This is a genomic window from Nocardia sp. NPDC041819 (assembly GCF_055590505.1).
In genome coordinates this window covers 167,576-181,118 of record NZ_JBVJAP010000015.1, presented here as the reverse complement: position 1 = coordinate 181,118, position 13,543 = coordinate 167,576, and the positions used below count along the sequence as shown (strand labels likewise).

Sequence of the window (13,543 nt, the reverse complement as noted above, 5' to 3'; positions counted from 1 at the left end):
GCACCCCCGAACCACTCACCACCACACCAGCAACAACCAAAGCCGAGACCGTTATCGGAGCAGATACACGCATTCGGCCACACCCAATCCTCGACGTCGTGGGAGCGACCGTCACGACAACCCCTGCGCCGGCCACTCTGGACAACGTTGTCCAGGTTACCCACCAGTCAGGTCCTTATTCGGTATTTTCGGTTGATCACTGGTTCCCGACGGTGAAACCGCTGCTGGAGCGGGCTTTCGGCCGGAGCTTTTCTTGCGGCCACCCTTTCCGCCGCTTTCCGTCCGGGTCTCCTGATCAGGGGATTCCCCGTACTCCATTCGGTCCAGAATCCCTTTCAGTTCTTCCAATTCCCGGCGCAGGTAATCGCGGGTGGCCACTTCGCCGACGGCGATGCGCAGCGCAGCGAGTTCCCGGGCAAGGAACTCGGTGTCCGCCTTGGTCTGCGCGGCCCGCACCCGGTCCTCCTCCAGGGCGACCCGGTCCCGGTTGTCCTGCCGGTTCTGCGCCAGCAGGATCAACGGCGCCGCGTAGGCGGCTTGGGTGGAGAACGCGAGATTCAGCAGGATGAACGGGTACGGATCCCAGCGCAGGGCGACCACGAAGATGTTCAGCAGAATCCAAACCAGCACCAGGATCGTCTGGACCGCCAAATACCGTCCGGTTCCCAGGAACCGAGCCACCCGTTCGCTGCTGCGGGCCAAAGCCTCGGCGTCCCACTCGAAGCGGAACCGGCTTTCCATCGGTGTTTCCAAACGTTGGCGCGCCCTGCTGGGACCGAGCCGCATGCCCGGGTCGTTCTCGCTCACGGTGTGTCCTTTCGGGCATGAGCGGGGCCCCGCGCGGTCACGCCCCGCCCCGCTCGTCGGTCTCTTCCTGGTCGCGCCAGTCCTCGGGCAACAGGTGGTCGAGGACGTCGTCGACGCTGACCGCGCCGAGCAGATGGTTCTCCTCGTCCACCACCGGTCCGCAGACCAGGTTGTAGGTCGCGAAATACCGGGTCACCGTGGCCAAGGGGAGATCGGGGCGCAGCGGCGACAGGTCGGTGTCGAGAATGCCGCCAACCAGGTGGGCAGGGGGTTCGCGCAGCAATTGCTGGATGTGCACCGAACCGAGGTAGCGGCCGGTCGGCGTCGCGGTGGGCGGACGCACCACGAACACCATGGAGGCCAGCGCCGGGGTGAGGTCCGGGTTGCGCACCCGCGCCAGCGCTTCGGCCACCGTCGTCGACGGCGTCAGGATGATCGGCTTCGGCGTCATCAGACCGCCCGCGCTGTAGGGGGAGTGCTCGAGCAACCTGCGCACCGGTTCGGACTCCTGGGGGTCCATCAGGGCGAGCAGCGATTCGGCCTCGCCCTCGGGAAGCTCGCCCAGCAGGTCGGCGGCGTCGTCGGGGTCCATCGCCTCCAGCACGTCGGCGGCCCTGCGCACCTCCAGGTGACCGAGCAACTCGACCTGCTCGTCGTCGGGGAGTTCCTGCACCACGTCGGCCAGACGTTCGTCGTCCAGCGCGACGGCCACCTCGATCCGCCGTTTCTCCGGCAGCTCGCGCAACTGCTGCGCCACGTCGGCCGCGCGCATGCCTTCGAACTGTTCGAGCAGTTGCGTGACGTCCTGCCCCGGCCTGCCGATCTCGGTGGGCGTCAGGCCGGACACCATGGTCCAGTCCACCACGTGCACCGTGCGCCTGCGGCCCAGCCTGCGGTGCCCGCGCACGGCGACCCGGCTGACCAGCCAGTCCCTGGAACGGGTCTGCTCGATGCCGAGATCGACCACGTGGACGTCCACGTCCGCCAGGTCGGGCAGGTCCGGGTCCTCGACCCGCACCACCGAGTCGACGATCTGTGCCAGGGCGAGCATCTCGCCAGGTCGCTGGTTGAAACGGCGCAGGCTCACCGTTCCGGTGTTCAGCGTGACCACGCCGGGTTCGATCGCGGTGATCCGCAGGATCGGCACGAAAATACGCCGCCGGGTGGGCAGTTCGACGACCAAGCCGTGCACCCGCGGTTGCTGGCGGTCGGAACGGACGGCCACGACGACGTCGCGAATCCGGCCGATAGACTCGCCGTCCGGTCCCAGCACCGCCAAACCGGCCAGCCTGGCGACGTACACCCTGGTAGCTGCCATGCTGTCAGGCTAGATGTTCGCGGGCGGGTGTTCGCACCCCGCCACGATCGACGGGAGTGATCATGAAGCCGCGCCGTTCGGTGCTCGCCTGCCCGGGCAGCAACCCGAAGATGATCGAGAAGGCCAAGACCTTGCCCGTCGACGAGGTGTTTCTCGATCTGGAGGACGCGGTAGCCCCGGTCGCGAAGGCCGAGGCGCGGGCGAACATCGTCGCGGCGCTGAACGACTCCGGGTGGGGAACGCAACTGCGCGTGGTGCGGGTCAACGACTGGACCACCGAATGGACCTACGCGGACGTCATTTCCGTGGTCGAGGGCGCGGGCGCGGCGCTGGACGCGATCCTGCTGCCCAAGGTGACCGACGCGGGCCAGGTGCGCGCGCTGGACCTGCTGCTGACCCAGCTGGAGAAGGCCTGCGGCCTTGACGTCGGGCGGATCGGTATCGAGCCGCAGATCGAGAACGCGGCGGGGCTGCGCGCTATCGACACGATCGCCACCGCGAGCCCCCGGGTGCAGACGCTGGTCTTCGGCCCGGCGGACTTCATGGCCAGCATCAACATGCGCACCTTGGTGGTCGGCGAACAACCGGAGGGCTACGACACCGGCGACGCCTACCACCACATCCTGATGACCATCCTGCTCGCGGCCCGTGCGCACGGCTTGCAGGCGATCGACGGCCCGTACCTGCAAATCCGGGATGTGGAGGGTTTCCGGCGGGCCGCGGCGCGCACGGCCGCGCTCGGATTCGACGGCAAATGGGTGCTGCACCCCGGACAGATCGAGGCGGCGAACGAGATCTTCAGCCCGCGCCAGTCGGACTACGACCGTGCCGAGGAGATCCTGGACGCCTATGCCTTTCACACCTCGGCGGCGGGCGGCGCGCGCGGCGCGGTGATGCTCGGTGACGAGATGATCGACGAGGCCAGCGCAAAGATGGCGCACGTGATCGCGGAGAAGGGCCGTGCCGCCGGAATGACGCGCACCACGCGTTTCACACCCCCGCGGGATGCGTCGGAATAGCAGAATGGAACCATGACGAATCCCTTGGGGAACTCGAGCCGTGCGCGGCAGGGCCTCCCGACACCCCCGTCGGGCTGGCCGGTCGGCTCGTATCCGACCTATGTCGAGGCGCAGAAGGCGGTCGACTACCTGGCCGACAACCAGTTCCCGGTGCAGGACGTGACCATCGTGGGCGTCGACTTGATGCAGGTCGAGCGGGTCCTCTATCGGCTGACCTGGGGCAAGGTGATCGGCGGCGGCGTGGTGTCGGGCGCTTGGCTCGGCCTGTTCCTCGGTCTGCTGCTGAGCCTGTTCACCACCAGTGGGGCGTTTGGTCCGCTGCTCGTCGGCTTGATCGGCGGCGTCATCTTCGGCGTCATCTCGACCTCGATCCCGTACGCGGCCACCAGGGGTCAGCGCGATTTCGCCTCCACCATGCAGTTGGTGGCAGGCCGCTACGACGTGCTGTGCGATCCGAAGTCGGCCGAACAGGCGCGGGACATGCTCGCACGGCTGGCGATCTGAGGCATGGAAGTACTGGAGACGGTCCGCACCGAGGTGCTGGGCCATTTCGGGGTGGAGGCCGCGCACGTCGACGCCGCGTCGGTCACCTTCCTGGGCTTGGAGCCGATCGAGATCCTGCGCATCGCCGAGGACGATCTGGTGCACTACGTGACGCTCGGCGCCAGCAGGCATCCGATGGGTGATCCCGCCGCGGTGCACGCCGACCCGGTGCGCGGCCCGCGCGCCGAGCTGGTGCTGACGTTGCGGTCCGGCGTCGGCGCCAGCTCCGGCCTGGCCAAATCACTCGGCGTGCTCGCCGCGGCTCCGGTCGTGGAAGGCGTTGTGCTGCAAGCGGACGCGCTGCTGGATCTGGGTGAGCCGATGTGGCGCGACGCGCCGTTCACCGCGGTTCTGCTCGGCGACAGCGAGATTCCGGCCGTGCCGCTGCCCGACCCGGCCGAGCCGGTGCGGTACTTCGCGGTGACGCCGGTGACCGCGACGGAGGCGGCGTGGGTACGCGTTCGCGGCGCGCAGGCGTTGCGGGAGGCGTGGCAGGAGGCGGGGATCGACGTGCGCGACCCGAGGCGCGGCGCCGCCAGCTTGTGATCGGTCGCCCGGCTACAGCCACTTGTTGCGGCGGAAGGTGAAGAACAAGCCCGTGCAGATGGCGAGGATGAGCACCCACACCATCGGATAACCCCAGACCTGGTGCAGTTCGGGCATGTGATCGAAGTTCATCCCGTAGATGCCCGCGATCATCGTCGGCACCGCCGCGATCGCGACCCAGGCCGAGATCTTGCGCATGTCGGTGTTCTGCTGCACGCCGATCCGGGCGAGCGCGGCGCTGATCAGCGCGCTGAGCGCCTCGTCGAAATCGTTGATCCGTTCCGCGACGGCGGCGTGCTGTTCCGCGACGTCGCGCAGATAGCGCCGGACCTCCTTGGGCACCGGCAGATCCGGTTTGTGACCGAGCTGGTCCAGCGGCGCGGCGAGCGGATTCACCGCGCGCCGCAACTCGACCACCTCGCGCTTGAGCTGGTAGATGGATTCCACGGTGACCCTGCTGCGCGGCGTGAAGATCTCCTCCTCCATCGCGTCGATATCGTCCTCGACCGACTGGGCCACCTCGATGTAGGAGTCCACCACCCGGTCGGCGATCGCGTGCAGCACCGCGCCGGGGCCGAGCGCCAATTGCGCGGGGTCCTCCTCCAGCGCCTTGCGCACCTCGGCCAGCCCGGAATGCTCACCGTGCCGGACGGCGACCACGAAGTCGGTGCCGGTGAACACGATGATCTCGCCGGTCTCCACGATCTCGCTGACACTGTTCAATTCGTGCTCGACGTAGCTGACCGTGCGCAGCAACAGCAGCAGCGAGTCGTCGTAGCGCTCCAGTTTCGGCCGCTGGTGCTTCTCCAAGGCGTACTCCACGGCCAGCGGATGCAGCCCGAAGGTCTCGGCGATGTCGGCCACCTGCGTGCGGTCCGGGTCGTGCAGCCCGACCCAGACGAATCCGTGTTCCTCGCGGGCTCGCGCCAGGGCCGCTTCATGCGTGAAGCGTCCGGGCAGGCGCTTGCCCTCCACGTACACCGCACAGTCGACGATCGCCTGCGCCGTCGGAACCGGAATCAACCGCTGTTCGGGCGTTCGGCTGGATCCACGGAGTGAGGAGAGCGGAGAAAAGGACGGCACGCTGACGATGCTACGTCGCCGCAGGCTGCCGGAAGGTCGCCTGCGCGTGCGGGAAGACGCCGCCGCACTGTAAGACTTGAAGGCGTGCGCATCGACCTCCATACCCACTCGACCGCGTCCGACGGCACCGACACCCCGGCCGAACTCGTGCGGAACGCCGCCGCTGCGGGCCTGGACGTCGTCGCGATCACCGATCACGACACCACGGCGGGCTGGGCGGAAGCGGTCGACGCGCTACCGGCGGGCATGACGCTGGTCCGCGGCATGGAGATGTCGTGTGTCGGCCTCGGCGAGGACGGCTGGCCGGTGCCCGTGCATCTGCTGGCCTACCTGTTCGACCCGGCCCATCGCGGCTTCGCCGAGGAACGCGAGCGGCTGCGCGCCGAACGGGTGGAGCGGCTGCGCGCCATGGCCGAGCGGATGGCCGCCGACGGACTGCCGATCGATCCGGATGCCGTGCTGGCCTCGGCCGGTCCATCGGCGGGGCGGCCGCACCTGGCCCGCGCGCTGGTCGCCGCCGGTGTGGTGCCGAGCGTGGACGCGGCGTTCGACGAATTGCTCGCCCCGCACGGCCGCTACTACGCCGAGAAGGCCGACACCCCGCTGCGTCGGGCGGTGCAGATGATCGCCACCGCGGGCGGGGTGAGCGTGCTGGCGCACACCAGGGCGCGCAAGCGGGGCAGGCTGCTCGCGCTCGACGACATCCGCGAGCTGGCCGCGCTCGGGCTCGGCGGCCTGGAGATCGCGCACCCCGACCACTCCGCGGCCGACCGCGCGGTGCTCACCGATCTCGCCGCCGAACTCGGCCTGCTCACCACCGGTTCGTCGGACTACCACGGTTCGAACAAGTCCATCCGGCTCGGCGACTACACCACCGATCCCGCGCAGTTCGAGAAGCTGGTCGGCAAGGCATCCGGCGTGCCGGTGGTCACCCCGTGAGACTCCTGCGCGGACTCAGCGGCATCGTCGCCGGGGGCACCGTAGTGGGCATGCTGGTCGTGGTCGGCGCCGCTGTGCTCGCGGATCGGCGCGGCTTCCCCGGTCCCGGCGGAGAATCGGTCACCTGGCATGTGGCGGCCGCGGTGGTCGCCCTCGCGGCGCAGATATATTCGGACCGGCACCGTGGGGTGGCCGCCTGCGCCGCATCCATGATCGTTTTTCTGGCTGCTGGACTATTGCTGTGGACACAATGGTGGAGCTGATTTCCGGGCATTGGTTGCGGGCGGATGAATTGTGCCGGAACATTTTTCTTTGTGACTGAACTCGAGACGGATGTACTGGTAATCGGCGGTGGTCCCGCCGGTGCCTGGGCGGCCGTCTCGGCCGCGGCGGCGGGCGCCACCGTCGTACTCGTCGACAAGGCGCAGTGCGGCTCGAGCGGGCCGACCGCGCGCGGCGCGATCTCCCTGTGGCACATCCCGCCCGGTCCGGCGCGGGAGGAGGCGGTGCGGCGCGCGCACGCGCACGGCGGCGGGCTGGGAGATCCTGACCTGATGCACCGCGTGCTCGAGGAGACCCATCAGCGGGTCGAGCAATTGGCCCGGTGGGGTAGTCGCATCGCCGGTGATCCGGCGCGCCGGCGGATGCATCTGGACGGCGCCCGCTACCTGCGGCGGATGCGCCGGGTGCTGCGGGAAGCCGGGGTGCGCGTACTCGACCATCACCCCGCGTTGCAATTGCTGGTCGATCGCGAAGGGGTGGTGGCGGGCGCGGGCGGACTGAGCGGGCACGAGGGGTTCCGGCGCTGGAGCGTGCGTGCGGGCGCGGTGGTGGTGGCCACGGGAGGCTGCGCGTTCCTGTCCGGCGCCGCCGGCACCGACGTCGACACCGGCGACGGCCTGCTGTTCGCCGCGGAAGCGGGCGCCGAGCTGTCCGGGATGGAATTCTCCTGCGGCTACGGCCTGATCTCGCCGGACCAGGCCGAGCAGGCCGCGCTCCGCGGTTTCGTCTCGCGATCCGCCTCCCTCTACGACGAATCCGGCGCCGAGTTGCCCGGCCATCGCTCGGCGGCGCTCGCGGCCATCGCCGATGGACAGCGCGTATTCGCCGCCTTGGACGACGTGCCGGTCGCCTTCCGGTCCCGGCCGACACACCAGGGCCACGTCGACCGCGCCACGCGGGTGCCGCTGCGGGCCGTGCTGGAGGGCACCGTGCGCGGCACCGGGGGACTGTCCGTCACCGGGCCGGATTGCGCGACGACCGTCGCGGGCCTGTTCGCGGCGGGCGACGTCGTCAGCCGGGAGGCGATCACCGGCGCGGTGAGCGGATCCGGCGGACTGAGCGGGGCGTGGGCGATCGCGTCGGGTGTGTGGGCGGGCGCCGCCGCGGCGAAGTTCGCGCGGACCTCGGATCGCCGCGCCCCGGCGCGCGCGGTGCCGGGAGCCGGGCTGAACGCTGTGGCGCGGATCGACCCCCGAGCGGTGGTCGGCCTCGTCCAAGAGCACACCTTGCCGTTGCGGCGCAGCTACTGGCGCAGCGCGGGCAGCCTGCGCGACAGCATCGGCGAACTCGACGGGATGTGGCCCGGCGCGGAATTCGACCTGGGCGGAAGCGGTGTGGACCTGCTGCGCGCCAGGCAGGCCGCCGCACTGCTCGCGGTGGCGCGCTGGACGAAATACAGCGCGCTCATGCGCACCGAGAGCCGTGGCATGCATCGCAGGACCGATCATCCCGGCGCGTCCGACACCTGGCGGATGCGGCTGATTTCGGGTGGCGTGCGCAGTGTGTGGGTGCGCCCCGACGCGCCGCCGAGCCTGCCGGAGCAGCCCCGCGATATCGTGGCATGATCATCGCCCGCGCTGCCGTGGCCACGCCCGCCCGCCGCCGCGTGGGACTCACACCGGCAATGCCGCGAGCGGTGCGATCACTCACCGCGCCGGGCTCGTGATCGGGGAGTTTCCGCTTACCTGAAGGTAATTCCCGCCTCCTACCGTTGGGTAATGGAGCGCGACACGGCCCAGGGGGTAACCGGTTTGGCAACTTGCCCACCGGACTGGCAGAATGTGTCGGATTCCTTACCTCCGCCACCGCCGGGTGAGGGAATCACGGAGGTCTCCGCCTCGCCGACGTACCGTCGCGACCCGCGAGATCGCACCGCATGTTCTGTCCGGGCCCACCCGTCCGGTTCCTGTTTCGCGGATCAGTGCCGCGCCCGCCATCGAGATACCGGCAAGTCGTGTTCGCCCGCTCGCATCCGTCTCGAAACATACCGGTCAGCGCACTCGATGAGCGTAGTGAAACGACTTATACCCATTACCCAGTGGTAACCGTCCCCCGGTTTAGCCCGACCTGAGCAGGAGTGAAATCGTGTCACCTGTGACTGATGCACCGAATTCCACCGCAAGCCTGTCCGAAATCACAAACGACGAAATCTTCGCGGGACATCTCGGCGGCAAGCTCTCGGTCGAACTCAGTGCGCCGCTGGAGACCCAGCGTGATCTGTCGATCGCCTACACCCCGGGCGTCGCCCAGGTCAGCCGCGCGATCGCCGAGGACGAGGCGCTGGCGAAGCGCTACACCTGGACCGATCGGCTCGTGGTCGTGGTCAGCGACGGCACCGCCGTGCTCGGGCTCGGCGACATCGGCCCGCGCGCCTCGCTGCCGGTCATGGAGGGCAAGGCGGCGCTGTTCAAGAAGTTCGCCGGCCTGGATTCGATCCCGATCGTGTTGGACACCAAGGACGTCGACGCGATCGTCGAGACACTGATCCTGCTGCGCCCGAGCTTCGGTGCGGTGAACCTGGAGGACATCTCCGCGCCGCGCTGCTTCGAGATCGAGAAGCGCGTCATCGAGGCGCTCGACTGCCCGGTGATGCACGACGACCAGCACGGCACCGCCATCGTGGTGCTCGCGGCGCTCAACGGCGCGGCCAAGGTGCAGGGCCGCGGCATCGAGGGCCTGAAGGTCGTGGTGTCCGGCGCGGGCGCGGCCGGTGTCGCGTGCACGAACATCCTGCTCGCCGCCGGTGTCCGCGACGTCACCGTGCTCGACTCGAAGGGCATCGTGAACCGCGAGCGCGGCGACCTCAACGAGGTGAAGGCCGAGCTGGCCACCCGCACCAACCCGCGCGGCCTCACCGGCGGCGCGGCCGAGGCGCTGGCGGGAGCCGACGTGTTCCTCGGCCTGTCCGCCGGTCTGATCGCCGAAGAGCTCATCGCGTCGATGGCGCCGGAGTCGATCGTGTTCGCCATGTCCAACCCGGACCCGGAGATCCACCCCGAGGTGGCGCGCAAGTACGCCGCGATCGTGGCCACCGGCCGCAGTGATTTCCCGAACCAGATCAACAACGTGCTGGCGTTCCCCGGTGTCTTCAAGGGCGCGCTGGACGCGGGAGCCCGGCGGATCACCGAGGGCATGAAGATCGCCGCCGCCGACGCGATCCTCAGCGTCGTCGCCGACGAACTCGGTCCGGACAAGATCGTGCCCAGCCCGCTGGACCCGCGGGTCGCCCCGGCCGTCGCCGAAGCGGTCGCCGCGGCCGCCCGCGCCGAGGGCGTCGCGTAACGCGCATTCTCAGGCAGCTACAAGGACGCCCCGTTCATATCGAACGGGGCGTCCTTGTCGTAGGAACGGTGTTCGCCGTGATCAGCCGGTGGCCTGCGACTCGGCAGCGGGTGCGGCCGCGGGGCGTGGCGCGCGGCGCAACCGGTCCACACCCGGCGTGCTCGCCCACACCGCGAACGCGAGCAGGCCGTCCAGCACCATCGCCAGCACGGCCACCAGCAGCGCGCCGACCAGCACCCGGTCGTAGCGGTAGAGGCTGATGCCGTCGAAGATGTACCGGCCCAGCCCGCCGAGGTTGACGTAGGCGGCGATCGTCGCGGTGGCCACCACCTGCAGGGTCGCGCCGCGCAGCCCGGTGAGCAGGATGGGCAGCGCGTTGGGCACCTCCACCCGGAACAGGATCTGCCGCTCGGTCATGCCCATGGCGCGTGAGGCGTCCACGACGTCGGCGGGAACGTTCGCGATGCCGGCGTACGCGCCCGCGAGCAGCGGCGGAATGCCGACCGTGACCAGGGCGAGCAGCGGGGGGACCAGGCCGAGGCCGAGCAGCAGCACCAGGAACGTCAGCAGGCCGAGGGTCGGCAGCGCACGCATGGCGTTGGCGAACCCGACCAGCACCGCCGCCCCCCGCCGGGTGTGGCCGATGATCAGGCCGACCGGTACCGCGATCACCGCGGAGACGGCGATGGTCAGGAAGCTGTACCAGAGATGCTGGACGATCCGGCTCCCGATACCGGACGGACCGCTCCAGTTGGCGCCGTCGGTGAAGTAGTGCCAGGCGTCGAGGAACAGATTCATGTGGCAGCGCCTTTCGCCTTCGCCGTCCTGGCATCCGCGCGCACCCACGGCGTCGCCCAGCGGCCCAGCGCGTACACCGCCCGGTCGGCGATCAGCGCCAGCGCGAGCGTCACGATGACGCCCGCGATGATCTCGTCTGGGTAATCGCGCTGGTAGCCCTGGGTGAACAGCTTGCCGAGCCCGCCGACGCCGATCAGCGCGCCGACCGAAACCATCGCGATATTGGTCACCAGCACCACCCGCAGGCTGGATACGAAGACCGGCACGGCCAGCGGCATGTCCACGGTGAGCGTGCGGCGCAGCGGGCCGTAGCCGACGGCGTCGGCCGCGTCGAGCACGGTGACGGGCACCGAATCCAGGGCGGCCGGGACCGCGATCACCAGCAGCGCCGTGGAGTAGATGGTGAGCGCGATGACCACGTTCAGCGGATCGATGGCCGAAATGCCCACCAGCGGAGGAATGATCACCAGCAGCGCCAGTGAGGGGATGGTGTAGGCCAGGCTCGCGGCGGTCACCGTGACCCGGCGCAGCCACGACACCCGCCGCACCAGCGCACCGGCCGGAATCGCGATCACCAAGGCCAGCAGCAGCGGCACCAGCGCGAGATAGAGATGGGTCGCGGTGAATCCCATGATCTCCGAGAAATTCTCGACGAGGTATCTCATGGCCGCCTATCGCACCTGTTCTTCGAAGAAGTGGCGGTTGCGTTCGGCGTCCTCCCGTGCGCGCTGGCCGGCCAGCTGCTCGAGTACTTCGGTGGCCAGCACGCCACCGCGCACGGCGCCGGAGTCGTCCACGGCCACGCCTGTTCCGGAGGGCGAGGAGATCGCGGCGTCCAACGCTTGGCGCAGGTCGCCGGACGGGGTGAACAGTGAGCCACCGGCCGACATGCTGTCGGCCAGTGCGCGGCCCGCGCGGAACCCTTCGACCCCGGTGACGTCCATCCAGCCGACCGGCTTGTTCGCCGCGTCCACCACCAGCACCCATTCGCCCGCGTCCAGCCGCAGCTGTTTCACCTCGTCCGCCACGGCCGTGCGGATCTCGTGCAGCGGAACATCGTTCGCGGCGCGGAAGGACAACCCGCGATAACCGCGATCACGGCCCACGAAATCGGCGACGAAATCGGTGGCGGGCTGAGCGAGCAGGCGCTGCGGCGGGTCGTACTGCTGGAGCACTCCGCCGGGACCGAACACCGCCACCCGATCGCCGAGCGTGATCGCCTCGTCGATGTCATGCGTGACGAACACGATCGTCTTGTGCAATTCGGCCTGAAGCCTTTGCGTTTCGATCTGCAATTCGGCGCGCACCACCGGGTCGACGGCACTGAACGGTTCGTCCATCAGCAGGACCGGCGGGTCCGCGGCCAGCGCGCGGGCCACGCCGACGCGTTGCTGCTGGCCGCCCGACAGCTGCGCCGGATACCGCTGGGCCAGCGAGCGATCCAGGCCGACCCGGTCGAGCACCTCGAGCGCCGCGGCGCGGGCTGCGCGCCGGGAGTCGCCGCGCAGCACCGGAACGGTCGCGACATTGTCGACGACCGTACGGTGCGGCAGCAGGCCGCCGCTCTGGATGACGTACCCGATCCCGAGGCGAAGTCGGACCGGATCGACTTTCGAAATGTCCTGTCCGGCAATGGTGATCGTCCCCGAACTCGGAACGATCATGCGGTTGATCATTCGCATCGAGGTCGTCTTCCCGCAGCCGGAGGGGCCGACGAACACGGTGAACGACCCGGATTCGATGCGCAGATCCAAGTCGGTGACGGCGTGGGTGCCGTCCGGATAGGTCTTGCTGATACCGGAGAATTCGATATCGGACAACGGATTCCCCTCCCTAGCCCACCGGCTTGTTCAGCCCCTTGGCGGCGACCCAGGCCGCGGCGGCGGCTTTGGGCTCGGTCTTGCCCGCTCCGGAGACGGCCTCGTTCAGATGAAGCAGCTCGTCGGTGGTCAGTTGCGCCGACACCGCGTTCAGCACCGCGAGCGCCTTGTCCGACTTCTTGCTCGCGTTGAGCAGCGGCACCACGTTCTGCGCGGGGAAGTTGTGCTTCGGGTCGCGCAGCGCCACGAGATCGTTCTGAGCGATGGCCGGTGAGGTGGTGAAGATATCGGCCGCGGTCACCTTGCCCTCGACCAGCGCGCGCACGGTGGCGGGACCGCCGCCGTCGGCGATCGGCTCGAAGTTGCCGGCCGCGATATCGAGGTTGTAGTTCTTCTTCAGACCGGGTAACCCGCCCGCTCGCTCCTGGAATTCGGCGGGGGCGCCGAACTTCACCTCGGCCGAGTGCGCGGCCAGGTCCGCGATGGTGCTCAGATTCCAGCGCTGCGCGGTGGCGCGGGTGACCACGACGGCGTCCGAATCCTCTCCCGGTGCCGGTACGCCGATCGCGAGATCGGAACCGAGGGCCTTGCCGAGGGCGCTCTCCACGTCGGCCGCGCTGGTGGCGGTGGCGTTCTTGTCCAGGTATTGCAGCAGGTTACCGGTGTACTCCGGGATCACCGAGATGGCGCACTGCCGCAACGCCGGAATATAGGCTTCGCGACTGCCGATATTCAGCTTGGTGTCCACGGTGAAGCCGTTGACGCGCAACGCCTCCGCGTACACGTTGGCGACGGTCTCGGACTCCGGGAAATTCGCCGAACCGACGATCAATCCCTCTCCCGAACAGCTGCCGCCGGTGGCGAGCGGATCGGAATTGCCACAAGCCGACAGGATCATCGCGGCGGCGAGAACGGCTGCGGCGGCGAGGACGCGGGCGGCGCGTAACGTGCCGCGCACGGCGGGCCGCCGACGCGCGGCGGCGGCGTCGGGGGTGCGGGTGGATTTCACGAGAGTCCTTCCGACAGGACGGCGGGCGCGGGCTCGGCACCGAACGGCCGCCGGTACATTCTGGGTGTCCATACTGCCCGCTTCCGGGTTTTCCCGT

General features: G+C 69.2%; 14 protein-coding genes. 7 read left to right on the top strand and 7 right to left on the bottom strand.

Going from position 1 to position 13,543, the window contains the following annotated elements; translation table 11 throughout:
- Window positions 1–156 precede the first annotated feature (156 nt).
- Window positions 157–786 (bottom strand): DUF1003 domain-containing protein, encoded by a 630-nt coding sequence (locus ACZ6DL_RS31610; RefSeq protein ID WP_466056600.1) that lies wholly within the window; start codon window positions 784–786, stop codon window positions 157–159.
- 58 nt (window positions 787–844) lie between these two features.
- Window positions 845–2,125 (bottom strand): magnesium transporter MgtE N-terminal domain-containing protein, encoded by a 1,281-nt coding sequence (locus ACZ6DL_RS31605; RefSeq protein WP_466056581.1) that lies wholly within the window; start codon window positions 2,123–2,125, stop codon window positions 845–847.
- A gap of 62 nt (window positions 2,126–2,187) precedes the next feature.
- On the opposite strand from ACZ6DL_RS31605, the gene ACZ6DL_RS31600 reads away from it, so the two are divergent.
- From ACZ6DL_RS31600 to ACZ6DL_RS31590, 3 genes are read left to right on the top strand one after another with little or no spacing between them, the layout of a single operon-like run.
- The gene (locus tag ACZ6DL_RS31600) at window positions 2,188–3,144 is read left to right on the top strand and encodes an HpcH/HpaI aldolase/citrate lyase family protein (protein WP_466056579.1); all 957 of its coding nucleotides are present in this window, start codon (window positions 2,188–2,190) and stop codon (window positions 3,142–3,144) included.
- A gap of 12 nt (window positions 3,145–3,156) precedes the next feature.
- Window positions 3,157–3,648, top strand: a complete 492-nt coding sequence (locus ACZ6DL_RS31595; protein ID WP_466056577.1) for a YflT domain-containing protein — start codon at window positions 3,157–3,159, stop codon at window positions 3,646–3,648.
- 3 nt (window positions 3,649–3,651) lie between these two features.
- The gene (locus ACZ6DL_RS31590; RefSeq protein ID WP_466056575.1) at window positions 3,652–4,233 is read left to right on the top strand and encodes a suppressor of fused domain protein; all 582 of its coding nucleotides are present in this window, start codon (window positions 3,652–3,654) and stop codon (window positions 4,231–4,233) included.
- 12 nt (window positions 4,234–4,245) lie between these two features.
- Here the strand turns inward: ACZ6DL_RS31590 and ACZ6DL_RS31585 are convergent, their stop codons facing one another.
- Entirely contained in the window at window positions 4,246–5,325 is a 1,080-nt protein-coding gene (locus ACZ6DL_RS31585; RefSeq protein WP_466056598.1) for a magnesium and cobalt transport protein CorA, read from the bottom strand.
- Between the two features lie 75 nt (window positions 5,326–5,400).
- On the opposite strand from ACZ6DL_RS31585, the gene ACZ6DL_RS31580 reads away from it, so the two are divergent.
- The 4 genes from ACZ6DL_RS31580 to ACZ6DL_RS31565 all read left to right on the top strand — a co-directional run bounded on the left by ACZ6DL_RS31580 (window position 5,401) and on the right by ACZ6DL_RS31565 (window position 9,819).
- The gene (locus tag ACZ6DL_RS31580; protein ID WP_466056573.1) at window positions 5,401–6,255 is read left to right on the top strand and encodes a PHP domain-containing protein; all 855 of its coding nucleotides are present in this window, start codon (window positions 5,401–5,403) and stop codon (window positions 6,253–6,255) included.
- Window positions 6,252–6,518, top strand: coding sequence for a hypothetical protein (locus tag ACZ6DL_RS31575; RefSeq protein WP_051175505.1), 267 nt, complete (start codon window positions 6,252–6,254; stop codon window positions 6,516–6,518). Before ACZ6DL_RS31580 ends, ACZ6DL_RS31575 begins: the two co-directional genes overlap by 4 nt.
- Before the next feature lie 51 nt (window positions 6,519–6,569).
- Window positions 6,570–8,102: an FAD-dependent oxidoreductase gene (locus tag ACZ6DL_RS31570; RefSeq protein ID WP_466056571.1), complete on the top strand. Its 1,533-nt coding sequence runs from the start codon at window positions 6,570–6,572 to the stop codon at window positions 8,100–8,102.
- Between the two features lie 520 nt (window positions 8,103–8,622).
- Window positions 8,623–9,819 carry an NAD(P)-dependent malic enzyme gene (locus ACZ6DL_RS31565; protein ID WP_040869456.1) on the top strand — a complete coding sequence of 399 codons (1,197 nt, stop codon included), beginning with the start codon at window positions 8,623–8,625 and terminating at the stop codon, window positions 9,817–9,819.
- Between the two features lie 81 nt (window positions 9,820–9,900).
- On the opposite strand, the gene ACZ6DL_RS31560 is transcribed toward ACZ6DL_RS31565, so the two are convergent.
- The 4 genes from ACZ6DL_RS31560 to ACZ6DL_RS31545 are packed head-to-tail and all read right to left on the bottom strand — an operon-like array spanning window position 9,901 to window position 13,446.
- Window positions 9,901–10,617 (bottom strand): ABC transporter permease, encoded by a 717-nt coding sequence (locus ACZ6DL_RS31560; RefSeq protein WP_466056569.1) that lies wholly within the window; start codon window positions 10,615–10,617, stop codon window positions 9,901–9,903.
- Entirely contained in the window at window positions 10,614–11,282 is a 669-nt protein-coding gene (locus tag ACZ6DL_RS31555) for an ABC transporter permease (RefSeq protein ID WP_062976456.1), read from the bottom strand. Before ACZ6DL_RS31555 ends, ACZ6DL_RS31560 begins: the two co-directional genes overlap by 4 nt.
- 6 nt (window positions 11,283–11,288) lie before the next feature.
- Window positions 11,289–12,437 (bottom strand): ABC transporter ATP-binding protein, encoded by a 1,149-nt coding sequence (locus tag ACZ6DL_RS31550; protein WP_466056567.1) that lies wholly within the window; start codon window positions 12,435–12,437, stop codon window positions 11,289–11,291.
- A 13-nt stretch (window positions 12,438–12,450) separates the two neighbouring features.
- Complete coding sequence (locus tag ACZ6DL_RS31545) at window positions 12,451–13,446, bottom strand: ABC transporter substrate-binding protein (RefSeq protein WP_466056565.1); 996 nt, start codon at window positions 13,444–13,446, stop codon at window positions 12,451–12,453.
- Window positions 13,447–13,543: the final 97 nt, after the last annotated feature.

Excerpts from the sequence above, each read along its gene's own strand:
- ACZ6DL_RS31560 (WP_466056569.1), bottom strand. The coding sequence starts at position 10,617 with ATGAATCTGTTCCTCGACGCCTGGCACTACTTCACCGACGGCGCCAAC.
- ACZ6DL_RS31555 (WP_062976456.1), bottom strand. The coding sequence starts at position 11,282 with ATGAGATACCTCGTCGAGAATTTCTCGGAGATCATGGGATTCACCGCG.
- ACZ6DL_RS31605 (WP_466056581.1), bottom strand. The coding sequence starts at position 2,125 with ATGGCAGCTACCAGGGTGTACGTCGCCAGGCTGGCCGGTTTGGCGGTG.
- ACZ6DL_RS31600 (WP_466056579.1), top strand. The coding sequence starts at position 2,188 with ATGAAGCCGCGCCGTTCGGTGCTCGCCTGCCCGGGCAGCAACCCGAAG.
- ACZ6DL_RS31590 (WP_466056575.1), top strand. The coding sequence starts at position 3,652 with ATGGAAGTACTGGAGACGGTCCGCACCGAGGTGCTGGGCCATTTCGGG.
- ACZ6DL_RS31595 (WP_466056577.1), top strand. The coding sequence starts at position 3,157 with ATGACGAATCCCTTGGGGAACTCGAGCCGTGCGCGGCAGGGCCTCCCG.
- ACZ6DL_RS31610 (WP_466056600.1), bottom strand. The coding sequence starts at position 786 with ATGCGGCTCGGTCCCAGCAGGGCGCGCCAACGTTTGGAAACACCGATG.